The 22270-nt window shown below is 68.4% G+C and carries 23 protein-coding genes; 12 read left to right on the top strand and 11 right to left on the bottom strand.

Annotation, left to right across the window (positions count from 1 at the left end; genetic code table 11):
• The first annotated feature begins 30 nt into the window (after window positions 1–30).
• Window positions 31–561, top strand: coding sequence for a GNAT family N-acetyltransferase (locus Q7S93_RS07960; RefSeq protein WP_304713346.1), 531 nt, complete (start codon window positions 31–33; stop codon window positions 559–561).
• A 220-nt stretch (window positions 562–781) separates the two neighbouring features.
• Window positions 782–1219, top strand: a complete 438-nt coding sequence (locus tag Q7S93_RS07955) for a recombinase family protein (RefSeq protein WP_304713344.1) — start codon at window positions 782–784, stop codon at window positions 1217–1219.
• Here the strand turns inward: Q7S93_RS07955 and Q7S93_RS07950 are convergent.
• The gene (locus tag Q7S93_RS07950) at window positions 1216–1368 is read right to left on the bottom strand and encodes a hypothetical protein (RefSeq protein WP_304713343.1); all 153 of its coding nucleotides are present in this window, start codon (window positions 1366–1368) and stop codon (window positions 1216–1218) included. The genes Q7S93_RS07955 and Q7S93_RS07950 overlap by 4 nt on opposite strands.
• Before the next feature lie 307 nt (window positions 1369–1675).
• Here Q7S93_RS07950 and Q7S93_RS07945 point away from each other — a divergent pair, with 307 nt between their 5' ends.
• Together Q7S93_RS07945 and Q7S93_RS07940 are read left to right on the top strand one after the other, a co-directional pair.
• Window positions 1676–2851: a vWA domain-containing protein gene (locus Q7S93_RS07945; protein WP_304713342.1), complete on the top strand. Its 1176-nt coding sequence runs from the start codon at window positions 1676–1678 to the stop codon at window positions 2849–2851.
• Window positions 2852–2918: 67 nt separating this feature from the next.
• A complete protein-coding gene (locus Q7S93_RS07940) occupies window positions 2919–3575 on the top strand; it encodes a TetR/AcrR family transcriptional regulator (RefSeq protein WP_304713341.1) in 657 nt (218 codons plus the stop codon).
• A 24-nt stretch (window positions 3576–3599) separates the two neighbouring features.
• Here the strand turns inward: Q7S93_RS07940 and Q7S93_RS07935 are convergent, their stop codons facing one another.
• The 3 genes from Q7S93_RS07935 to Q7S93_RS07925 are packed head-to-tail and all read right to left on the bottom strand — an operon-like array spanning window position 3600 to window position 6836.
• On the bottom strand, window positions 3600–5045 hold the full coding sequence (locus tag Q7S93_RS07935) for a UdgX family uracil-DNA binding protein (protein WP_304713340.1): 1446 nt from the start codon (window positions 5043–5045) through the stop codon (window positions 3600–3602).
• Complete coding sequence (locus tag Q7S93_RS07930; RefSeq protein ID WP_304713339.1) at window positions 5045–6271, bottom strand: putative DNA modification/repair radical SAM protein; 1227 nt, start codon at window positions 6269–6271, stop codon at window positions 5045–5047. Before Q7S93_RS07930 ends, Q7S93_RS07935 begins: the two co-directional genes overlap by 1 nt.
• A gap of 49 nt (window positions 6272–6320) precedes the next feature.
• Complete coding sequence (locus Q7S93_RS07925) at window positions 6321–6836, bottom strand: winged helix-turn-helix transcriptional regulator (RefSeq protein WP_304713338.1); 516 nt, start codon at window positions 6834–6836, stop codon at window positions 6321–6323.
• Between the two features lie 190 nt (window positions 6837–7026).
• On the opposite strand from Q7S93_RS07925, the gene Q7S93_RS07920 reads away from it, so the two are divergent.
• The 3 genes from Q7S93_RS07920 (at window position 7027) to Q7S93_RS07910 (ending at window position 10115) form a co-directional block, all read left to right on the top strand.
• Entirely contained in the window at window positions 7027–7956 is a 930-nt protein-coding gene (locus tag Q7S93_RS07920) for a fatty acid desaturase (RefSeq protein ID WP_304713337.1), read from the top strand.
• 70 nt (window positions 7957–8026) lie between these two features.
• Window positions 8027–9109 carry a helix-turn-helix transcriptional regulator gene (locus Q7S93_RS07915; protein ID WP_304713336.1) on the top strand — a complete coding sequence of 361 codons (1083 nt, stop codon included), beginning with the start codon at window positions 8027–8029 and terminating at the stop codon, window positions 9107–9109.
• 97 nt (window positions 9110–9206) lie between these two features.
• Window positions 9207–10115 (top strand): alpha/beta hydrolase, encoded by a 909-nt coding sequence (locus Q7S93_RS07910; RefSeq protein WP_304713335.1) that lies wholly within the window; start codon window positions 9207–9209, stop codon window positions 10113–10115.
• 27 nt (window positions 10116–10142) lie between these two features.
• On the opposite strand, the gene Q7S93_RS07905 is transcribed toward Q7S93_RS07910, so the two are convergent.
• Window positions 10143–11030 (bottom strand): AraC family transcriptional regulator, encoded by an 888-nt coding sequence (locus Q7S93_RS07905; RefSeq protein ID WP_304713334.1) that lies wholly within the window; start codon window positions 11028–11030, stop codon window positions 10143–10145.
• A gap of 144 nt (window positions 11031–11174) precedes the next feature.
• Here Q7S93_RS07905 and Q7S93_RS07900 point away from each other — a divergent pair, with 144 nt between their 5' ends.
• The 3 genes from Q7S93_RS07900 to Q7S93_RS07890 all read left to right on the top strand — a co-directional run bounded on the left by Q7S93_RS07900 (window position 11175) and on the right by Q7S93_RS07890 (window position 14367).
• Window positions 11175–11909: an SDR family oxidoreductase gene (locus Q7S93_RS07900; protein WP_304713333.1), complete on the top strand. Its 735-nt coding sequence runs from the start codon at window positions 11175–11177 to the stop codon at window positions 11907–11909.
• A gap of 76 nt (window positions 11910–11985) precedes the next feature.
• Window positions 11986–12864 (top strand): transglutaminase family protein, encoded by an 879-nt coding sequence (locus Q7S93_RS07895; protein WP_304713332.1) that lies wholly within the window; start codon window positions 11986–11988, stop codon window positions 12862–12864.
• A gap of 201 nt (window positions 12865–13065) precedes the next feature.
• A complete protein-coding gene (locus Q7S93_RS07890; RefSeq protein ID WP_304713331.1) occupies window positions 13066–14367 on the top strand; it encodes an MFS transporter in 1302 nt (433 codons plus the stop codon).
• Window positions 14368–14383: 16 nt separating this feature from the next.
• Here the strand turns inward: Q7S93_RS07890 and Q7S93_RS07885 are convergent, their stop codons facing one another.
• The 3 genes from Q7S93_RS07885 to Q7S93_RS07875 all read right to left on the bottom strand — a co-directional run bounded on the left by Q7S93_RS07885 (window position 14384) and on the right by Q7S93_RS07875 (window position 17258).
• A complete protein-coding gene (locus tag Q7S93_RS07885) occupies window positions 14384–15460 on the bottom strand; it encodes a Leu/Phe/Val dehydrogenase (protein WP_304713330.1) in 1077 nt (358 codons plus the stop codon).
• 173 nt (window positions 15461–15633) lie between these two features.
• Window positions 15634–16665 carry an alpha/beta hydrolase gene (locus Q7S93_RS07880; protein ID WP_304713329.1) on the bottom strand — a complete coding sequence of 344 codons (1032 nt, stop codon included), beginning with the start codon at window positions 16663–16665 and terminating at the stop codon, window positions 15634–15636.
• Entirely contained in the window at window positions 16662–17258 is a 597-nt protein-coding gene (locus tag Q7S93_RS07875; RefSeq protein WP_304713455.1) for a uracil-DNA glycosylase family protein, read from the bottom strand. Before Q7S93_RS07875 ends, Q7S93_RS07880 begins: the two co-directional genes overlap by 4 nt.
• A 185-nt stretch (window positions 17259–17443) precedes the next feature.
• On the opposite strand from Q7S93_RS07875, the gene Q7S93_RS07870 reads away from it, so the two are divergent.
• A complete protein-coding gene (locus tag Q7S93_RS07870) occupies window positions 17444–18886 on the top strand; it encodes a methyl-accepting chemotaxis protein (protein WP_304713328.1) in 1443 nt (480 codons plus the stop codon).
• 4 nt (window positions 18887–18890) lie between these two features.
• Here Q7S93_RS07870 and Q7S93_RS07865 read toward each other — a convergent pair whose 3' ends face one another.
• Genes Q7S93_RS07865 through pcaF form a run of 3 tightly spaced genes read right to left on the bottom strand, consistent with a single transcriptional unit; the run spans window position 18891 to window position 21604 of the window.
• Window positions 18891–19202, bottom strand: coding sequence for a DUF3253 domain-containing protein (locus Q7S93_RS07865; protein WP_304713327.1), 312 nt, complete (start codon window positions 19200–19202; stop codon window positions 18891–18893).
• Window positions 19202–20350 carry an acyl-CoA dehydrogenase family protein gene (locus Q7S93_RS07860; protein WP_304713326.1) on the bottom strand — a complete coding sequence of 383 codons (1149 nt, stop codon included), beginning with the start codon at window positions 20348–20350 and terminating at the stop codon, window positions 19202–19204. The genes Q7S93_RS07865 and Q7S93_RS07860 overlap by 1 nt, the downstream gene beginning before the upstream one ends.
• Before the next feature lie 45 nt (window positions 20351–20395).
• Window positions 20396–21604 (bottom strand): 3-oxoadipyl-CoA thiolase, encoded by a 1209-nt coding sequence (gene pcaF, locus Q7S93_RS07855; protein ID WP_304713325.1) that lies wholly within the window; start codon window positions 21602–21604, stop codon window positions 20396–20398.
• Between the two features lie 185 nt (window positions 21605–21789).
• Here pcaF and Q7S93_RS07850 point away from each other — a divergent pair, with 185 nt between their 5' ends.
• Window positions 21790–22239: a PaaI family thioesterase gene (locus Q7S93_RS07850; protein WP_304713324.1), complete on the top strand. Its 450-nt coding sequence runs from the start codon at window positions 21790–21792 to the stop codon at window positions 22237–22239.
• The last annotated feature ends 31 nt before the right edge of the window (window positions 22240–22270 follow it).

Genomic DNA, 22270 nt, shown 5'->3' with positions numbered 1-22270 from the left:
GCCTATTCTAACGGCCGACAGCGCCCCGGAATGCAAGACGTGATCATCCGCCGTGCGAGAAGTTCCGACGCCGAGGCCCTGGCCAGGATTGGTCGGGAGACCTTCACCGAGACCTTCGGCCATCTCTATCCGGCCCATGACCTGGCGACCTTCCTCGACCAGGCCTATGGCCTGGAGGCCACCCGCAGCGCTCTGAACCACCCGGACAAGGCCGCCTGGCTGGTGACGCAGGCCAACGGGGAGGTCGTCGGCCACGCCCTGGCCGGCCCCTGCGACCTGCCTCATCCGGACGTCACGCCAGAGGCCGGCGAGGTCAAGCGCCTCTATCTCCGCGCCAAGGCCCAGGGCGGCGGCGTGGGCGCGCGCCTGTTCGAGATCGTGATCGCCTGGTTGCAGGAGACCGGGCGCCAGGATATCTGGCTCGGCGTCTGGTCGCTAAACCATGGCGCGCAGCGCTTCTACCGACGGTATGGGTTCAGCCCGGTCGGGGAATACGGCTTCCCCGTAGGCGCCGTGGTCGATCGAGAGTTCATTTTTCGGCGGCCGGCACAGATTTTCTAATCCGACTGTCATATTTGTTCGGCACATGCCTCGGACCGTAGCCTCAATCCGGCGCCATTGGCGGATTATTGCCGAGATTTAACTGCTAGCGCTTTGACGCAGGGTCCTGCTTCTGGGATTTTGCGGCGCTGTCATCGTAGAGCCACGGGGCGTCAGTTGGATGCTGAGAATTGGTTATGTCCGTCTCCGCGACGCGCGGTCGTCGGAGGATACCGCGACCTTGAAGGCCCGCGGATGTCACGTTGTACGGGCCGAGGAGCCGGCGCCCCCCGGGGGCGATGAGGCCGCGGTTCTCTACTCCATCCTCGATTTCATCGGTGAGGGCGACCAGCTTGTGGTCACCCGGCTTGACCAGCTTGGCCACTCCACCCGCAACGTGCTGCGCGTGATCGATCGGCTGGAAGCCCGCAACGCCAGCCTGTTTGTCGTCGAGCCCGACATCACCAGCGATGGCGAAGGCGGTCGCGCCCTGCGTGCAGCCCTGAAGGCGGTGGCGGCTGTGGAGCCGCCCTGGGCCGGCCGCAAGCGTCGCAAGGCGCCGGAGGCCGAAGACATTCGCGCCCTGCAACAGGCGGGCGTCGGTCCCGTGGAGATCGCCCGACGCCTGGGCGTCTCGCGCATGACCGTGTGGCGCAAGCTCCGGGCGCTCGAGGCCTAGTCGCCGACAGCCAGGTCCCGCGACCGCCGCTCACGGACGAAATCGATGAAGGCGCGCAGCGGTCCCGGGGCCTCCGAGGCGATCTCCAGCCGCACCCTGGGGATGGGCCTCCAGGAAATCCCCACCAGGGGCGCCAGCAGCAGTTCCACGCGGGCTCGGGGGCGTTGATCCGTAGAGCCCCGCCACGGCGCCCTGGCTTTCCGCCACCTGGTCCAGGGCCGCGCCGATCTCGCCCTTCGCCTCAGCCCCGAGGATCTGGCCGCCATCGCTGCGGCGACGCCGCCTGAGGCCGTGCCCGGCGCCCGCTATCCCGACGCCCAGATGGCCATGCTCGACAGCGAGCGCTGAGCCCCGGCTCGGGTGAGATTTGCGGCGGGGGCGCTGGACATCGCGGCCCCGCCGCCCCATCCTCGCCAGTCAAACGTCTGTTCGTCCCGCTGTTTGGGAGGCCTGCCCATGTTCATGCAGCTTTTCACCGAGCTTCGCCAAGCCAAGGTCCCAGTGTCCTTGAAAGAGTACCTCATGCTGATGGAGGGGCTCGACAAGATGGTCATCGACCGCACGGTCGAGGATTTCTACTACCTGTCGCGGGCCGCCCTCGTGAAGGACGAGAAGAACATCGACCGGTTCGACCAGGTGTTCGGCCACGTCTTCAAGGGCTTGGAAAAGGTGGATGGGGTCGGCACGGCCGACATTCCCGCCGAGTGGCTGGAGAAGATCAGCGAGAAGTTCCTCACCGAAGAGGAAAAGGCGCAGATCGAGGCCATGGGCGGCTTCGACAAGCTCATGGAGGCGCTCGCCGAGCGCATGAAGGAGCAGAAGGAGCGCCACGAGGGCGGCAACAAGATGATCGGCACCGGCGGCACCTCGCCCTTCGGCGCCAACGGCTATCACCCCGAAGGCATCCGCATCGGCCAGGACAAGGGCCGCCACGGCAAGGCGATCAAGGTCTGGGACAAGCGCGAGTACAAGAACCTCGACGACTCCGTCGAGCTCGGCACCCGCAACATCAAGGTCGCCCTGCGCCGCCTGCGCAAATGGGTCCGCGAGGGCGCGACCGAAGAGCTGGACATGTCCGGCACCATCCGCGGCACCGCCGAGAAGGGCTATCTCGACATCCACATGCGGCCCGAGCGCCGCAACAAGGTGAGCGTGCTCATCTTCTTCGATGTCGGCGGCTCGATGGATAGCCATATCAAGATCTGTGAGGAGCTGTTCTCCGCAGCCCGCTCGGAATTCAAGAACATGGAGTTCTACTACTTCCACAACTGCCTCTATGAGACCGTGTGGAAGGACAACCGACGCCGTCACGCCGAGAAGCTCAACACCTGGGACGTGCTGCACAAATTTTCCAGCGATTACAAGGTGATCTTCGTTGGCGACGCCACCATGAGCCCCTATGAGATCACCTATCCGGGCGGCTCGGTGGAGCACTGGAACGAGGAAGCCGGCGCGGTCTGGGTCGACCGGGTGACGCAGATCTATGAGCACATGGTCTGGCTGAACCCAACGGCCGAACGCCACTGGCAGCACACCCCCTCGGTCGAGGTGATGAAGCAACTGGTCAATGATCGCATGTACCCCCTGACCCTTGAGGGCCTGGATAAGGCCATGCGCGAACTGGCGCGCTAAAGGGCCATTCCCTGCGGCGCCGTCCGTCTACGGCTGATAGGCTTGAAGACGGACGTTTGAGATTCGCATGACAGAGCCCGTGATCCCACCGCCTCAGGCGGACATGCAGGAAGCCGCAACCAAGGCGGCTGTCTTCTGCGCGGCCGAGCGCCTTTTCGCCCTGCACGGCTTCCAGAATGTGTCGGTGCGCGACATCACCGCCGAGGCCGCGGTGAACCTCGCCTCGGTGAACTATCACTTCGGCTCCAAGGACGGCCTTCTGTTCGAGATCTTTCGGCGCCGCACGGCCGAGCTGAACCGCGAGCGGGCCCGAATGCTGCACGAGGCCAATGACCGCCATGGCGGCAAGCCCCCTGTGCGCGACATCCTCGAGGCCCTGTTCGCGCCGCCCCTGAAATGGGCCGACCCCGCCGGCGACCGGCGGATCTCCGTCCAGTTCATCATCCGCGCCCGCAGCGAGGGCACGGCCCAGATGCGCGACGTGCTGCAGAACGACGTCTCCCACCTGCGCCGGTTTGCCGACGCCCTGATTGCCGCCCGGCCCGAGCTTGCGCTCGAGGACGTCTACTGGCGGCTGCATTTCTGCCTGGGCATGGTGCACAACAACCGCTTCGCCGAGTTCGACCGCCTGCATCACCTGTCCGACGGCCTGACTCGGGAACAGGACGCCGATAGCCTGCTGGCCCGCATGCTGGACTTCGCCGAGGCCGGCTTCCTGGCCTGACGCCAGGGCGCTTGCGCCGCCGCCCTATGCGGCCCGATCCGTCAGCGACCAGGCGAGCCTCAGATCCTCGATGAACTCCGCCTCCGCCCGGGCCTTGGCCTCGGCGTCCGGGACCCGCAGAAGATAGGATGGATGCCAGGTGACCACGCCCTGGGCCTGATCTTCCAGTTGCAGAGCCTGGCCGCGAAGCTTGCCGATCGGCGCGGCCTTGCCCAGAACGGCCCGCGCCGCCGTGGCGCCCATGGCCACGATGACGCGGGGGCGGACCAGCCGGCGCTCGGCGTCCAGCCACCAGCGGCAGGCCTCGATCTCCGGCGTCTCCGGCGTCTTGTGCAGCCGCCGCTTGCCCCGCAGCTGGTGCTTGAAGTGCTTCACCGCATTGGTGACATAGGTCTCGTTCCGGGGCACGCCGGCCGCGGCCAGGGCGCGATCGAACACCTGGCCCGCCGGCCCGACGAAGGGCCGCCCCGCCAGGTCCTCCTGGTCCCCTGGCTGTTCCCCGACGATCATCAGCCGCGCGCCGGCGGGGCCCTCGCCGGCTACGCCCTGGGTCGCATCCCGCCACAGATGACAGCGGCGGCAGGCGTCCACGCCGGCGGCCACCGCCTGCAGGCTGGAGGGCGGGGCGTCGCCCGGCGTCGTCGGCATATCCGTCCGAGCCGCGCGAACAATGCGGCGGGCGGGTTCTGTCGGGGCCTTTTCGACCATGGCGGTGGTCCGATCTCCAGCGGCGCGGGTCATTTCCGGAATGAGCGAGGCCTCCGGCAGGTTGCGCCAGTAGCGCTTGGGCATTTCGCGCACCATGGCGCCGGTGCGCAGCCGCGCCGGATTGAAGGTCGAGGCGAAATAGGTCCGCCAATAGGCCTCCAGATCGTCGCCCGCCGGGGCGTCGGCCGGGTCGGCGCCGGGGGTGAAGCTCAGGGCCCGGGTGTCCCAATGGGCGCAGACGTCCGGGGTCAGGATCGAGAAGGCCATGTTAGCGAACCGGCGTGTGAAGAAGGGCGCTGTGGCCTCGGTCACCCGATGGGCCGGCTCGAACCAGGCGACGAAGGCGTCTGCGCCGTCCTGCGCCTCCACTTGGCGAAAGCGGACGAAGGCCTTCATCTTGTGGGCGGCCCGGTTCACCTGGCTGTGCATGTCCAGCGCCAGGGACACATCGGGATCGCTGGCGATCTCCAGCAGCCGGGGCGTCCCCTCCAGCCGCCAGAGCAGGCGGTAGAGCAGGTCGAACCGTTCCGGCGAGCGATGCAGCGCCACCCGTCCAGCCAGGTCCACGAAGGCGCGGCTGACCTTGAAGCCCGCCTCCCCGCCCGCCGGCGCCTGCGGCGTCTCGGCCGGAAACAGGCTGGCCTGGCCGCCGTCCACGGTCCAGAGCACGTCGGCCGGGGTGGCCGCCTCGGCCCGCAGCGCCCGGGCCGCAGCCCGCCAGCCCTCGAAATCAGTCTCGGAGCCCAGCCGCACCACGCGCATCAGAACAGGCTCAACTGCTGCGGCGGCGGCGCGAACCGATCCCGCAGATCGGCCCGTTCGGCCAGGGCGCCGGGGCTCCAGTCGCTGGCGACCACGAAGGGCTTCAGCTTCTCGATATTGCGGGCCAGGCGCTTCACATCGGCCAGGTTCAGCCGCGTCAGCCTCCGCGCGGCGATCATCCGGTCCACGCTGCGGGTTCCGAGGCCGGGCACCCGCAGCAGCGTCTCGCGCGCGGCGGTATTCACATCCACCGGGAAGTCGGCCCGATGACGAAGCGCCCAGGCGAGCTTGGGGTCGATCGCCAGGTCCAGGTCTTCGCCCGGCGCGACGATCTCGTCCATCTCAAAGCCGTAGAACCGCATCAGCCAGTCGGCCTGATAGAGGCGGTGCTCGCGCATCAGGGGCGGGCGCTGGGCCGGCAGGGACTTGGCGACGTCCGGGATCGGGCTGAAGGCCGAATAATAGACCCGGCGCAGCCCGTAATTTCCGTAGAGGGTGTTCGACCGCGCCAGGATTTCCCCATCGCTGGCGCCATCGGCGCCGATGATCATTTGGGTCGACTGGCCGGCGGGCGCGTACTTCGGCGGCCGGGTCTTGCGGGCCGGCTCCTTGCCCGCCTCGATGCCCAGGCGCACCGCCCCCATGGCCTTGCGGATGACGCCGGCGTCCTTTTCCGGGGCGAAGGCCGCCAGGCTCTCCTCCCGCGGCAGCTCCACATTGATCGAGACCCGGTCAGCATAGAGGGCGGCCTGGTTGGTCAGCTCCACCGAGGCTTCCGGGATCAGCTTCAGATGGATGTAGCCGCGAAAGTCGTGGTCGGCGCGCAGGCTCCGCGCGACCGCGACCATGGCCTCCATCGTATAGTCGCTGTTGCGGATGATGCCGGACGAGAGAAACAGCCCCTCGATATAGTTGCGCTTGTAGAAGCCCAGCGTCAGGTCGACCACCTCCTGGACCTTGAACCGGGCCCGCGGGGTGTTGGACGAGACCCGGTTCACGCAATAGGCGCAGTCATAGATGCAGTAGTTGGTCAGCAGGATCTTCAGCAGGCTGACGCACCGGCCGTCGGGCGTATAGGCGTGGCAGATGCCCATGCCCTCGGTGGACCCGACCCCCTTGCCGCCTGTGGAATCCCGTTTGCCCGCTCCCGATGAGGCGCAGGACGCGTCATACTTGGCCGCGTCGGCGAGGATGGAGAGCTTCTGCTTCAGATCGAGAACGGCCATGGGGCCACTCTAAAGTTCTCTTTTTGTTCTGCAAGCGCCGCCGTGGCGTTTAGTCCTGAGCGGGCCGCCTGTGATCGGCGAAGGCCTCGGCCCGGCGTTGGCGTTCCTCGGCCCAGGCCTCGCTCGGCCGCCCGCCCATCTCGGTCCAGGGCGGGATGAGGCCGCAGCTCGGGCAATGGCCGTCGAGCTCAAGTTCGCTGCCGCAGGTTCGATGGAACATCAAGGTCGCCGGCTGCCCCGCCTGCGGCTTGCACCACTGCTCGCCCCAGGCCCGCAGCGCCAGGATGACGGGTTTCAGATGGGCGCCCTTTTCCGTCAGCCGGTAGGCATAACGCCGGGGCCGCTCGGAATAGGCCTCCCGCGCCACCAGGCCGTCGGCCTCCAGCCGCTTGAGCCGGGCGGCCAGCATCTGGCTCGTGGCGCCAGTCTGGGCCTGCAGATCCTGGAAGCGGCTCTGGCCCAGCAGCAGTTCGCGCACCACCAGGATCGACCACTTGTCCCCGATCAGGCTTGTGGAATGGGCCACCGGGCAGAGGGTGTCGTCGGGCGCCTCGCGTCGGGTCACGGCTGTTCTGCGGCTCCATCCGGGCGTCCCGCGCAGGGCGAGGACCACCCCATTCCCCGCGAGAGTATGAAAGTCATAGGCGATCTGTCCATCGCCACGCCAAAAATGACGCCAGCGTCACTTTTGAGTCGCTTTGATTTTCAGAGTTGCTAGGCTCCCGTCGTCCTGCAGCGATGGAAGGCGACCGCAAATGGCCGACGGCCCCCACGATCCCAAGGCGTTGCGCGCCGCCATCGGCATTTCCCATGCCGAGGAACGGCGGATCGCGGTGGAGTTGTCGCCGGCCGTGGCCTGGCCGACCCTGGCCCTGGCGCTGGTCCTCCCGGCCAGCCTGATCGCGGTGATCGGCCTTGGCCTGACCGGCGCGCTGCCGCTCTGGGCCTGCACGCCGGTTCTGGCGGCCCTCTCCTACGCCCACTACACGCTGGTCCACGAGGCCATCCACGGCAATGTGGTCGCCCGCCCGAAGCGCGCCGCCTGGATCAATACGGTGGTGGGCTGGATCGGGGCCCTGGGCATGGGCGCCGGCTGGCCCGCCTTGCAGAGGACTCATGTTCTGCATCACGCCCACACCAATACCGAGCGCGACCCCGATATCGCGGTGAAGGGGACCTTCCTTCAGCTGCTGATGAAGTGGCTGGTGGGACTGCCCGCCTCCCTGCTGCCGATCTTTGCGGTGAAGTTCATCAATCCTGCCCGCTACCAGCGGCTGGGCAAGGTCCTGAGCCCGGCCGAGATCGCCCAGGTTTCGGCGGTGACGCTGCTGACCCTGAGCCTGCTGGCGGCGGCCATCGCGACCGGCCATGTCCTGGATTGGCTGATGCTGTGGTTCCTGCCGACCAGGCTGGGCATCCTGCTGCTCAACATCTTCTTCCAGTGGCTACCGCACCATCCGTTCGATCGCACCGAACGTTATCTCAACACCCGGGTCAGCCTCTGGCCCGGCGGCACGGTTCTGCTGCTGCAACAGAACCTGCACCTGATGCACCACCTCTGGCCCAGCGTGCCCTTCTACAACTACGCCAAGCTCTTTCACCGCCTGCGCCCGGTGCTGAAGGTCGAGGGCTCTCGGATCGAAGGGCTGATGGTCGGCCCCCGGCGGCGGACCATCCTCGACTGACCGGCGGGGCCCTGGGAGGACGACGGCCGCGATCGGTGCGATAGTCCGGCCTCCAGCTGATGGGGGTCCGATGGAAAGCGATCTGATTGACCGCATCTACGAGTGCTCGGTGGCGCCGGAACTGTGGCCCTCGGTGCTCGATGATCTGGCGGAGCGTACCGAGTCCCGGGGCGGCCTGCTGTTCTCCGCCCGCAAGGCGCTCTGCTGGACCGCGTCGGGGTCCATCCGCGAGGTCTTCGAGGCCTATGTGAATGATGGCTGGTTCCACCGTTGTCCCCGCCGCACCTGCATCATGAGCCAGTCCGATCCCGCCTTCTTCGTGGAGCAGGATTTCTGGAGCGAAGACCAGATCAAGATCGATCCGATCTATCGGGACTTCTTCCACCCCCGCGGCCTGGGCTGGTCGGCCGGCACGGGGCTGCAGGTGCCCACAGGCGATTCCATTGTCTTCAGCATCGAACGGACCCTGGAGCGCGGCCCGATCGAGCCCGAACATGTGGCGATGCTCAACAGCCTGCGCCCGCACCTGGCGCGAAGCGCCCTGGTCAGCGCCCGCCTGGGCCTGCAACGGGCCCGGGGCGCCACCGAAGCGCTGAGCGGCCTGCGGCTGCCGGCCCTGCTGCTCACCGAAGGCGGCGTGGTCGTCGAGGCCAATGAATGGATGGTGCCGCTCGCCGGCGAGGTGCGGTTCGGGGCCGGAAATCGACTGGCGCTGAACGACAAGGCCGCCCAGCAGATGCTGACGGACGCCCTGAAGACCGTCGACGCCGCGCCGGGCCTGGGGCGCTGCACCTTTCCCCTGCGCGATGAGCTGGGCAGGGCGACCCTGGTGCTCCACCTCATTCCGATCAAACGCTCGGCCCACGACATCTTCGGCGAGAGCTTCGCCCTGCTGATGATGACGCCGGTCAGCAGTGAGCGGACCCCGTCGCTGAACCTCATGCGCTCACTGTTCGACCTCACCGCGGCCGAGGCGCGCGTGGCCCAGGGCATCGCCGCAGGCAAGACCCTGGAGGACCTGGCGCAGGCCGGCGAGGTCTCGATCAACACGGTCCGCAACCAGCTACGCCGGGTGCTGGAAAAGACTGGCTGCGCCCGGCAGGCCGAACTCGCCGCCCTGCTCTCCAGCGTCGCCGTAGGGGCTGCCGAATAGCCGAGGCCTGTCCGCCGGGGGCATCCGAGTTTCGCCACATTGGCGCTCTAGCTGCGTAAGGTGGAGCTTCGGGGGGTGGACGATGAGATCATTCGGCTTGACCGTAATCCTGGCGACGGCGGCGCTGCTCGTCGCGGCCTGCGCCGAACGGGCCGACGCCCCGGCCCCGCCCGTCGCTGACGCCGCGCCTCCCGAAGGAGGCCCCTATGTCCTCGCAGGAACCCAGGTCTGGACCGTGCCCGACCCGGCCTCGGGCCGTGACTACGAGGTCTTTGTCAGCCTGCCGGCCAGCTACGAAGCCGAGCCGCAGCGGCGCTACCCCACCCTCTATGTCACCGACGCCGACTACGGCTTTCCCATCCTCCGCCAGATCGCTCGCCGGGTGAATCTGGATGGGCCGGCGCTCGAGGAGTTCATCCTCATCGGCCTGTCCTATGCGAAGGGCGAAGGCGGTGCGGCGTCCCGCAGCCGCGACTACACGCCGATCCCCTGCAAGCCGGAAAGCCGCTGCGGCCTGGCCCATGGGGGCGGCGGCGCCTATCAGGCCTATCTGAAGGATCAGGTCCTGCCCTTCATCGAGGGGCGGTTCCGCGCCGATCCCGGCGCCCGCGTGCTTCTGGGCCACTCCTATGGCGGCCTGCTGGGCGCACAGATCCTGTTCACCGATCCCCAGATGTTCCAGGCCTATGTGCTGGGCAGCCCCTCCTTCTGGTTCGGCCAGCGCCACATCATGCGGATGGAGGCCGACTATGCCCGCGCGCGCACCGATCTGCCGGCCGAGGTCTTCATGTATATCGGCGGCTTCGAGACCCCCGGCCCCACCCCGCGCCACGCCTCGCGCTATGACATGGTCGGCGACATGGCCGCGATGGAACAGGCCCTGAAATCCCGCGCCTATCCAAGCCTGAGCCTGCAATCGACCGTGCTGACTGACGAAGACCACCTGACCGTGGCCCCGGCCGGCTTCACCCGCGCCCTGCTGGCTGTCCTGCCGGCCAAGCCGTGAAGCCGTAGCGGGCTGAGCGCCGCCGCTTTACACCGCCACCGGCACGGGTCCGCTGGCCCGCAGCCGGGCGGCGTCGCGGGCGGGTGGGGCGCCGAACAGGCGGGCATATTCGCGGGAGAACTGGGAGGGGCTCTCATAGCCCACCTGGAAGCCGGCGGCCTGGGCGTCGGCGGCCTGGCCGAGCATGAGGCGGCGGGCCTCCTGCAGGCGGATCTGCTTCTGGTACTGCAGCGGGCTCATGGCGGTCACCGCCTTGAAGTGATGGTGCAGGGCCGAGGGGCTCATCCCCGCCACCTGTGACACCCGCTCGATGCTGAAAGGCTGATCAAAGTTATCGCGGATCCAGGCGATGGCGCGGCTGACCTGGGACAGCCGGCTGTCCGGCGCGCCGATCTGGCGCACGATGCCCGCCTGATCGCCGGTCAGCAGCCAGTAGTGGATCTCCCGCCGGATCATAGGCGCCAGCACCGCCACATCCTGCGGCCGGTCCAACAGGCGCAGGAGGCGGGCCACCGCATCGGTGAGCTCGGGCGTGTTGCGGCTGAGATGCAGGCCCCGCGAGGTTTCGGCCCCCGCCGCGGGCGGCCGCTCGAGCATCAGCTCCCGCAGCAGGGCCGGGTCCAGATCCACCCGGACGCAGAGATAGGGCCGCTCCGCCGTGGCCTCCACCACCTGGCCGGTGAGCGGCAGGTCGACCGAGACCACCAGGTGGCTGGCCGTGTCATAGCGAAAAGCTTCATCGGCCAGCATCACCACCTTGGCGCCTTGCGCGATAATGCAGACCGCCGGCTGGTGGAGCACCGGCACGCGATCGGTGGGCGCGCCAAAGCGTATGACGGCCAGGCCGGGAACAGGCATGTCGTGCATGCCGTCCTGGGGCGCGTGACGCGCGATCAATGCGGCGAGATTCTCCATGATCCTCGCTCCCATAGGGAAGGCCTACGCGCAAGCGGCGCGGCGCCCATTCAGGAGGATCATGCAAGAACAGCGGAGGACTGGTCTACCGCCTGATCCTCCACCAGCTGCATCTCTGGTCTCGCCAAACGCAAGGAGACGGCCATGACTGAGATTGCAAACAAGGTGGTGCTGGTGACCGGCGCGAGCAGCGGCATCGGCGAGGCCACGGCTCGCGAACTGGCGGCCGCGGGCGCGACCGTGGTGCTGGGCGCGCGCCGGGTCGAGCGGCTGGAAGCCCTGAAGCGCCAGATTGAGGCCGACGGCGGCCAGGCCATGGTCCACGGCCTGGACGTCACCTCCCGTGACGAGGTGAAGGCCTTCGTCGAAGCGGCGCAGGCGCAGTTCGGCCGGGTGGACGTGATCGTCAACAACGCCGGCGTCATGCCGCTCTCGCCGCTCTCCGCCCTGAAGGTGGACGAGTGGGACCAGATGATCGACGTGAACATCAAGGGCGTGCTGCACGGCATCGCCGCGGCCCTGCCGATCATGGAGGCCCAGGGCCACGGCCAGATCATCAACATCGCCTCGACGGCCGGCCACCAGATCCTGCCGAGCGCGGCGGTCTATTGCGCCACCAAGTTCGCGGTGCGGGTGATCTCCGAGGCCCTGCGCCAGGAGACCGACAAGGTGCGGGTGACCGTGGTCTCGCCGGGCGTCACCACTTCGGAGCTGGCCGAGACCATCACCCATGCGGAGACCGCAGCCTTCATCGACGAGTACCGCAAGACGGCGATCCCCGCCGAAGCCATCGCCCGGGCCGTCCGCTTCGCCATCGAACAGCCGCCGGAGGTGGATGTCAGCGAAATCATCGTGCGGCCGACCTCGACCACCGCCTGACCCTCGCGGATCTGGCCCCTCGCCGATTTGACGAGACCAGGAACCTTCGCCATCAGGGCGTGTTAGCAGCGCGCACATGTCCCGCCTGATCATCCGCCACGAAACCCGCTACGCCTATGAGCGCCCGGTCGCCTTTGGGCCGCACCAGCTGTTGGTGCGGCCCAGGGGGGGCCACGCCCTGCGGGTGGTGAAGGGCGCCCTGACCTTCTCGCCCCGGGGCGAGACCCGCTGGCGCTACGACGCCTATGGCAACTGCGTCTGCCAGCTCAATGTCAGCGAGGAATCCGACGAGTTCTTCATCCTGAGCGAGCTGGAGATCGAACGCTTCCCCGCGCCCCTGGAGCCGCAGGAGGTGGATGATCCCCGCACCGCGACGCCCATCGTCTATCCCCCCAGCGACCGGGCGGTCCTGGGTCCCTATATCGAACCCGCCACCCTGGATCCCGAGGGACTGCTGCTGCGCTGGCTGCATGGCCTGGCGCCGACCGTCGGCGAGCCGGCGCTCGACTATGTGCTGCGCCTCAACCGGGCCATCCACCAACAGTTCGACTATGAGGCCCGCCACGAGGAAGGCACCCAGGCGCCGCACGAGACGGTGGCGCTTGGCCGGGGCACCTGCCGGGACTTCGCCTGGCTGATGGTGGAGACCCTGCGCCGGGTGGGCTTCGCCGCCCGTTTCGTCAGCGGCTATCTCTACTCGCCGGGCCTCGACGGCGTGCGCGGCGCCGGCGCCACCCACGCCTGGTGCGAGGCCTTCCTGCCGGCCTTCGGGTGGATGGATTTCGACCCGACCAACGGCCTGGCCGAGGCCGCCGACCTGATCCCGGTAGCGGTCAGCCGGACCCCGGCCGAGGCCGCCCCCATCAGCGGCTCCATCCTGGGCGATCCCGGCGCCAGCCGCATGGTGGTCAAGGTTGACGTCACCCTGGCCGCCCCTCTGGCGAGCGCCGCCTGAAGCCCCAGCTTGGCTGTTGGCCCAATTTTGGCGCGGGCGAGAAATCCGCTTTTCAGGTCGAAGGACTCTGCTAGGACGGAGCTATTGTTTTAGCAGATCATAATTTTGGGGAGCCGCCGCGCGACCCTTTGCGACCCCCGCGCGGCAGGGACGCTATTGGAAAAGATCAACGAGGAACCACCGATCGCCGATGAGGCGGTCGTGATCCATGCTGACGACGACGGCAAGACGCTGGCCGAGCGCGAAGTCGAATATGAAAAGTTCGTCTGGGCCAATCTGAAGCGCAACTATATCGCCCACTACCTGCACGGCATGCTGGGCATGACCGGCTTCCGGCTGGTCAATGCGCCCACCTTCCTGCCGGCCTATCTCTACCTGATCTCCGGCTCCAGCTTCATCGTCGGCCTGGGGCTGGCCCTGCAGCAGGTGGGCGGGATGATCTCGCCGATCTTCGGCGCCACCCAGATCGAACATCGCAAGCGGGTCATGCCGGCCGCCGTCTGGATGGGCGGCCTGGCGCGGGTCCAGATCCTGGGCATGGCGCTCGCCGGCTGGTTCCTGTCGGGCCAGACCCTGGTGGTGGCGATCCTGGCCTTCATGTTCATGTTCGGGCTGTTCATGGGCACCCAGCGGGTCGTCTTCTCCCTCCTCATGGCCAAGGTGATCCCGATCAGCCGCCGGGGTCGTCTACAGGCCTGGCGTAACGCCACCGGGGGCGTCATCGCCGCGGCGCTCGCCTGGGTGGCGGGCAAGTACTTCATCGAAGGCAATATGTTGGGGAACGGCTACGCCACCACCTTCCTGTTCGCCACCATCCTGACCTCGCTCGGCCTGTGGGCGCTGCAGTTCCTGATGATCGAGCCCGAGCCGCCGACCACCCGGGTGCAGACCCCGTTCTTCGAACGACTGAAGGACTTCCCACGGCTGATCTCGCAGGACCGGGGCTATATGTTCTTCCTGATCGTCCAGATGCTGACCATCACCGGTCGGATGGCGACACCGTTTTACATCCTCTATGTCAGCACCACGATCGAGCTGACCGGCGCCAATATCGGCCTGCTCACCCTCGCCTTCCTGGGCGCCGACACCCTGTCCAACCTGGTCTGGGGCTATCTGGGCGACAAGACCGGCTTCCGCGTCGTGTTGGTCAGCTCCCTGGTGATCTGGATCTGCGCCACGGTGCTGCTGATGAATGTGGACGGCGTGACCGCCATCTTCTTCGCCTTCTTCGGCCTCGGCGCGTCCCAGTCGGGCTACATGATGAGCGCCCAGACCATGATTCTGGAGTTCGGCTCGCGGGACGAGATGCCCATGCGCATCGCGCTGTCCTCCACCGCCGAAGGGATCATGGCCTCGGCGGGGCCCCTGGTGGGCGGCATCATGGCCGCCACCCTGGGTTATGAGAGCGTGTTCGGAACCTCCATCGCCTTCCTGGTGGCGGGGCTCCTGCTGCTGCTCTTCATGGTTCGGGAGCCGCGGAAGGACCGCCTGGGGTCGGTCTGAGGCGAAGCCAGACGCCCTATTGGGCGGCGAGGACGCTGCGCCCGCGGGCGATCCGCTCGCGGGCCATCTCGCCGGCCACCTCGTGGGTCGGGCGACGCTCGGCGATGGAGCGGTCGAGCACCTCCTGGAGGGTGAGCATCAGGCGCGAGAGCTTGCCCTCGACCCAGGCGGGATCGAAGGCCTGGCCGGCGTCCAGGGCGCGGATCTCGCCGGCCACATTGATGATGCCGCCGCCATTGATCACATAGTCCGGCGCATAGAGCAGGCCGAGGTCGAACAGGGTCTGGCCGATCACGGGGTCCGCCAGCTGGTTGTTGGCGCCGCCGGCGATGATCCTCGCGCGCAGCCGCGGCAGGGTCTCGGCGCTGATCGCGCCCCCCAGGGCGCAGGGGGCGAAGACATCGGCCTCCACGTCGAAGATCTCGTCCGGCGCCACGATCATCGCGCCGGTCTGGGCGGCCACCTGGGCCAGGGCCTCGCGGTTGACGTCGGTGATCACCAGCCGCGCGCCGGCCGCGCTCAGCTTGGCGGCCAGATAGGCGCCCACATGGCCGACCCCCTGGATGGCGACCGTCACCCCCGACAGGTCCCGGTCCATCGCCCGGCGCACGCACAGGCTGATGCCGCGGAAGACCCCTTCGGCGGTCACCGGGCTCGGATCGCCGGACGCCGCCGCATGACCCTCCAGGCCCGCCACGAAGCGGGTGTGCCGGCGGGCGTGCATCAGGTCGGTGGGCGAGACGCCCACATCCTCGGCGGTCCAATAGGCGCCGCCCACGGCCTCGACCGCCCGGCCGAAGGCCTCGAACAGGGCCGGCGACTTCTGGGTGCGGGAGTCGCCGATGATCACCGCCTTGCCGCCGCCCAGGTCCAGGTCGGCCATGGCGTTCTTGTAGGACATGGCCCGCGACAGGCGGAGCGCATCCTGCAGGGCGTCGGCCGAGGTCGGGAAGGGCCACATGCGGCAGCCGCCCGCCGCGGGGCCTCTGGCCGTGGAATGGACCGCAATGATGCAGCGCAGCCCCGTGGCCTCGTCGGAAAAGGCGTGAACGGCCTCGTGGCCATCGAAGTCGGGGGAATCGAACAGGGTCATGCGCTCACGGAATCGTTGCGTTTGAAACCAATTTCATCGGCTCTAGAGCGCGTTCCGATAGGTGGGAACCGGTTATCGGACCAAACGCGCCCAGGACTTAGGATTTAGAGCCTGATTCAACGATCAGACGGTTCCGTCTGATCGCATCAGGCTCTAGCCCGCAGGCTGCGCCGTCACAAGCCCGCCGTCGCATGCTCGGCGAGCGGCGTCCCGTCGTCGCCGCCCGGGGCGGTGGGAATGGGCGGCGCGCCGGACGGCAGCGACGCCTCGGGATCCTCGATGAAGGCCAGGATGTCGGCCATCACCGCCTGCCCCTGCAGGTCGCGGGTCAACAGGTGCCAGCCCTGGGCGTAATAGGCCGAGCGGTCGGTGGGCTTGATCCGGGCCGCGGCCTGGAAGGCCGGCCGTTCGGGAATGATCTCGTCGTTCTGGCCATAGAGATAGAGCACCGGAACCTGCAGGCGCTCGATGTCGCGCCAGGCGTTCTCCATCAGGTCCACCAGGCCATAGAGGGTGTCCGATCGCGCGCCCCAGATCATCAGCTCGTCGGCCCCCATGGCCCGCAACTCGGCCATGTTGTCGGTGGGCTTCACCCGGTCGGTGACCCAGCTCGGCGGCGTATAGACCTTCGGGCCGGTGACGTGGGCGGCGAACCACAGGGCGGTCTTGTAAGGCAAGGGCTGGGTCGACCAGCCCCAGACCGCCGGCGCCATCAGCACCAGCCGGTGGGCCGCAGGCGGCCGCTCCGAGGCGAAGGCGCGGATGGCCACGGCGCCGCCCATGCTCTCGCCGGCCACCACCACCAGGGCGTGGGGATGGCGCGCGCGGACCAGCGAGACCAGGGTCCGCAGGTCCTCCTGCAGCACGGCCTCATCGGGCCAGACGCCGCGATTGGGCGACCGGCCGAAACCCCGCTGGTCATAGGCGTAGGTGGTCACCCCGTTCTCGGCCCAGTAGGGCGCCGCCAGGTGGAAGGCGTTGGCGTAGTCGTTCATGCCGTGGACGGCGACGACCACGGCGTCCGGCGCGCCGTCCTGCGCCTCCCAGGTCGTCAGGCCCAGCCGCGCCCCATCGAAGCTGACGAAGCGGTCGCCGGCCAGGCGCGGCCCTTCGAACCCCAGGGGCGGCTCACCAGCGGTCTGGACCATGAGCGGCGTGCAGGCTCCGAGCATCAGGGCGAACAGAAGGACAGTCACACGAATCATGCGCGCAGAAGAACCTCCACCCTTTGGCGAAGATAGGGCGTGACCTCGGCCTCGAACCAGGGATTGCGCTTCAGCCAGGCGGTGTTGCGCCACGATGGATGTGGCAGCGGCAGGATGCCCGGCCCATACTCAGCCCACGCCGCCACGGTCTCGGTCATCGTGGCCTTGCGCGCCGCCCCCAGCGCCCAGGCCTGGGCATAGGACCCCACCAGCAGGGTCAGCTCGACCTGGGGCAAATGCGCCAGAAGCTGGCGCCGCCAGAGCTGGGCGCAGCGGGCCGGCGGTGGAAAGTCCCCGCCCTTAGGATTGGTCCCGGGAAAGCAGAAGGCCATGGCCGCCACGCCGATCGCCGGGTGATCATAGAAGGTGTCCCGGTCGATCCCCATCCAGCCGCGCAGGCGCACGCCGGAGGGGTCGTTGAACGGCAGGCCAGTCTCATGCACCAGCCGACCCGGCGCCTGGCCGCAGATCAGCAGCCGAGTCTCCGCCCGCACGCGCACCACCGGCCGCGGCTCGGGCACAAGGTCGCCGGCGCAGGCCCGGCAGGCGGCGATGTCGCTGAGCAGCGTCTGAAGGCCGGACGGGAAAGCCATGACGTCGATGTAGGGGCGGCAGGTCTCCGCCGCCATGTCGGGCGCTCCGAATGCGGTGCGACAACCTGCCCACCGTGATCGGCGGCGGTTCAAGCCCTGTTAACCGAGTATCCAGGCTCCTGGCCCAGGATCGCGCCATCTCCTGCTGGCGGTCGGGCGCCTGAGTCGCGATCTGAACGAGTGACATGTCGATGCTGAATACGATCAAGGGCCGCATGCGCCTCTCCTGGGGCGTGGGCATGGTCTCGATGCTGGCCCTGGCGGGGCTCAACGTCACCCTCCTGCATATGGTCGCCGAGGCCGGCGGCGGGGCCGAAGCCGACCGCATCCTGGGGATGGCCACCACCATCAGCGTCGGGATCGGCATCGCCGCCGTGGTCGGCGTGGTGCTGGGCGCCCTCTATTTCGAAAGCCTGGTGATCACCGCCCTCTCCCGCATGAGCGCCGTCATGCGGCGGCTGGCGGCCGGCGAAAGCGTCGAGGCCATTCCCGGCGCCGAGCGAGGCGACGAAATCGGCCAGATGGCCGCCAGCGTCGTGGTGTTCCGCGAGAACGCCGAGGTCCGGGCGCGGCTGGAGGACGAGGCTCAGGCGGCGCGGGGAGAACTGGATCGCCGGTTGGCCGCCGCCGAAGCGGCCTTTGAGCGCGCCAGCCAGGATCAGAAGGCGCTGGTGGAGGCCATGGCCAAGGCGCTGTCACGTCTGGCCCGCGGCGATCTGGGAGCCCGGATCGAGGTCGTGGTGGCGCAGGACTATCAGGCCCTGAAGTCGGACTTCAACGCCGCGGTCAGCCAGCTGGAAGGCGCCTTCGGCGCGATCGCCACAGCCACCGGCGAGATCCGCGCCGGCTCGCAGGAAATCGCCACCGCCGTGGACGACCTCTCCCACCGCACCGAGCGACAGGCCGCCAGCCTGCAGCAGACTGCGGCGGCCCTGGATGAGATCACGGCCACGGTTCGCAACACGGCGTCCGGCGCCCACCAGGCCAACGGGGCGATGGCTGCGGCCCGCGGCGACGCCGCCCGCAGCGGCCAGGTGGTCGACCAGGCCGTCACCGCCATGGGCCAGATCGCCACCTCGGCCCAGGAGATCAGCAAGATCATCGGGGTGATCGACGAGATCGCCTTCCAGACCAACCTGCTGGCCCTCAACGCCGGGGTCGAGGCCGCCCGGGCCGGAGAGTCCGGCCGCGGCTTCGCCGTGGTCGCCTCGGAAGTCCGCGCCCTGGCTCAGCGCTCGGCGGACGCCGCCAAGGAGATCAAGGGCCTGATCGAGGCCTCGGGCCAACAGGTCCAGAGCGGCGTCGACCTGGTCGGCCAGACAGGCGAGGTCCTCAATGGCATCGTCAGCAAGGTCAGCGAGATTTCCGAGGTCATCGCCGTCATCGCCGCCTCGGCCGAGCAACAGTCGGTGGGCCTGGCCCAGGTGAACACCGCCATCAACGAGATGGACAAGGTCACCCAGCAGAACGCGGCCATGGTCGAGGAGGCCAACGCCGCCACCCGCACCCTGGACCAGCACGCCGCAGCCCTCGCCGAGTCCGTCGATCGGTTCCAGCTCTCAGGATCGACCACCAACCCGGTCCATGCCCAGCAGGCGCGGCTGGCGGCCCTGGCCGCCGGACGCTGAGCCCCTATTCCGTGGCGGGCGCTTCGGAGGGCTCGGGATCGGGCGGCGCCAGGACGCCTGGCAGAACCTCGCCCGCGATCGGCAGGCGCAGGCGGTAGACGCCCTTGAACGTGCTGGGATCGGCCGGCTTGCCGTGGCGGGTGATCACCAGACGGCCTTCGCGGGCCAGGCCCACTGAGACCGTCCGCACCCGCGACAGCCACCGATGCCAGCCCTCGGGGTCCGCCGCCCGGGCCGCCTGTTCCGGCGAGATGGACTTGCCTGGCGCCAGCGGCGTCAAAAGATCGAAGATCGCCGTTTCGATAGGATCGGACATCAACCGCCACGCTTCAGGGTTTCGCGGGCGATGACCACCTGCTGGATCTGACTGGTGCCCTCATAGATGCGGAAGATGCGCACGTCGCGATAGAAGCGCTCAATCCCGTAATCGGCGACATAGCCGGCGCCGCCGAAGATCTGCACCGCCTTGTCGGCCACCCGGCCGACCATCTCCGAGGCGAAGTACTTCGAGGCCGCGGCCTCCATGGTCACGCTGTGGCCGGCGTCGCGCTTGCGGGCGGTCTCCATGGTCAGGGCCTTGGCGGCCAGGGCCTCGGTCTTGCAGTCGGCGATCATCCCCTGGACCAGCTGGAACTGGCTGATGGCCTGGCCGAACTGCTTGCGCTCGCTGGCATAGGTGACGCAGTCGGTGATCAGCCGCTCGGCCACGCCGACACAGACCGCCGAGATGTGCAGCCGGCCGCGATCCAGCACCTGCATGGCCACCTTGAAGCCCTCGCCCTCGGCGCCCAGGCGGTTCTCCACCGGGACGCGGACATTGTCGAAGGTGACGTCGCAGATATGGGCGCCCTGCTGGCCCATCTTCTTCTCGGGCTTGCCCACTGACAGGCCCGGCAGGTCGCGGGGCACGAGGAAGGCCGAGACCCCGCCGCCGCCCGGCTTGGACGGATCGGTGCGGGCCATCACCGTAAACAGGTGGGCCTTGTTGGCGTTGGTGATGTAGCGCTTGGAGCCGTTCAGCACATAGGCGTCGCCGTCCAGGGTCGCCCGGGTCTGGACCGCGGCGGAGTCCGAGCCGGCCTCGGGCTCGGTGAGCGCGAAGGAGGTGATGATCTCCCCCGAGGCGATGCCGGGCAGATACTTCGCCTTCTGCTCATCGCTCCCGAACATCACCAGGCCCTGGCTGCCAATGCCCACATTGGTGCCGAACGCCGAGCGGAAGGCCGGGCTGGTGCGGCCGAGCTCCACGGCCACCAGGCATTCCTCCTCCATGGAAAGGTCAAGCCCGCCGTATTCCGCCGGGATGGAGAGGCCAAACAGGCCCAGCTCCTTCATCTCGGCCACCACGTCGTCGGGCATGGCGTCGGTCTCCGACACCTGAGCCTCCAGGGGGCGCAGCCGTTCGGTGACGAAGCGGCGGACGGTGTCGATCAGCTGGTCGCGAGTTTCGGCGTCGAGAGCCATGGTCTTCGTCTTTCCTGGAAGGTCTTAAGCTTGGCCTGGAAGGTCTTAGGCTTTGGCCAGGGCCAGGGCCGAGCCCTGGCCGACGCCGACGCACATGGTGGCCAGCGCCCGGGCGCCGCCCCGCTCGTTCATCGCCCGCGCCGCCGTGAGCGCGATGCGTGCGCCCGACGCGCCCAGAGGATGGCCGATGGCGATGGCGCCCCCGTGCGGGTTCACATGCTCGGCGTCGTCGGCCAGCCCCCAGGCCCGGGTGCAGGCCAGGGCCTGGGCGGCGAAGGCCTCATTCAGCTCGACCACGTCGAAGTCCTTGGGGCTGAGACCCAGGCGGCCGCACAGCTTCTCCACCGCCGGCACCGGGCCATAGCCCATGACCCGTGGCGGCACGCCGCCTGAGGCCCCGCCCTCGATCCGGGCCAGCGGCTCGAGGCCCAGCTTCTGCACCATCTCGGCCGAGGCCAGCAGCAGGGCTGCGGCGCCGTCATTGACGCCGGACGCATTGCCCGCCGTCACCGTGCCGTCGGGACGGACAATGGGCTTCAGCCCCTGGAGCGCCTCCAGCGTGGTGTCGGGGCGGGGGTGCTCGTCCTTGGAGACCACGGTCTCGCCCTTGCGGTCCTTCAGCGTGATCGGCGCGATCTCGCCTTCGAAATAGCCGCGGGCTTGCGCTGCCCCATAGCGCTGCTGGCTGCGAGCGGCGAAGGCGTCCTGATCGCCCCGGGCGATCTGATAGTCCGTCGCCACATTCTCGGCGGTCTCCGGCATGGAGTCGACGCCGTAGTCTTTCTGCATCTGGGGGTTCACGAACCGCCAGCCGATGGTGGTGTCGAAGATTTCCGCCGAGCGGGAGAAGGCCGAGTCGGCCTTGCCCATGACGAAGGGCGAGCGGGTCATGCTTTCGACCCCGCCGGCGATGATCAGCTCGGCCTCGCCCACCGCGATGGCGCGCGCCCCTGCGATGACAGCGTCGAGACCCGAGGCGCAGAGCCGGTTGACGGTCAGCCCTGGGACCGAGCTCGGCATGCCGGCCAGCAGCAGCGCCATGCGCGCCACATTGCGGTTGTCCTCGCCGGCCTGGTTGACGCAGCCATAGACCACCTCGTCCACCTCTTCCCAGTCGACGCTGGGCAGGCTGGCCATCAGGGCGCGGATCGGATGGGCGGCCAGGTCGTCGGCGCGCACCTTGGCCAGCGCCCCGCCATAACGGCCAATGGGGCTGCGCAGACCTGCACAGAGATAAACGGTCCGGCCTTCCATGGTCGCGCCTCGCAGACTTTGGTTTCAGAGGGGTGGAAACTAGTGACAGAGGCGACGCCGGGCAAACCCTTCGGCGCCATTCCGGAATGGACGCGCGGGCCGCGGCGACAAATGAGTCCTTTCGCCCCGGGCGGGGCGGCGGTTAAGGAGCGGCGGGTTCGATCTTTCTTTTACGGGGTAGACGCATGGATGGCGGCGGCGAAGCGCAGAACGGCCTGGTGACCGAAGGCGAATGGGCCGGCTGGCGCACCTGGGAGGGCTCCGACCCCTTCGAGGATCATGCCGGGCCATTCTATTTCCGCCACGACCCCGACGGCGCGCCCCGCTGCGCCTTCCGGGCGGAAAAGAAGCACATGAACGGCGGCGGCTTCATGCACGGCGGCTGCATCATGACCTTCGCCGACTACTGCCTGTTCGTGATCGCCCGTGAGGCCCTGCAGGGCAACCACTCGGTGACCGCCACCCTGAACGGCGAGTTCGTCGGCGCCGTGCCGCTCGGCGCCCTGGTCGAATGCACCGGCGAGGTGGTCAAGGCCGCCCGCTCCATGGTCTTCGTCCGCGGGCTCATCACCACCGGCGGCGAGAACGTCATGAGCTTTTCCGGGGTCATCAAGAAGCGCGGGCCCAGGACCTGAGCCTTGTGTCCCATCGCCGCGACGCCATGTT

Origin of the sequence: Phenylobacterium sp. (assembly GCF_030646615.1) — a bacterium.
Lineage (GTDB): Bacteria > Pseudomonadota > Alphaproteobacteria > Caulobacterales > Caulobacteraceae > Phenylobacterium.
This window is presented reverse-complemented; position numbering and strand designations above follow the sequence as displayed.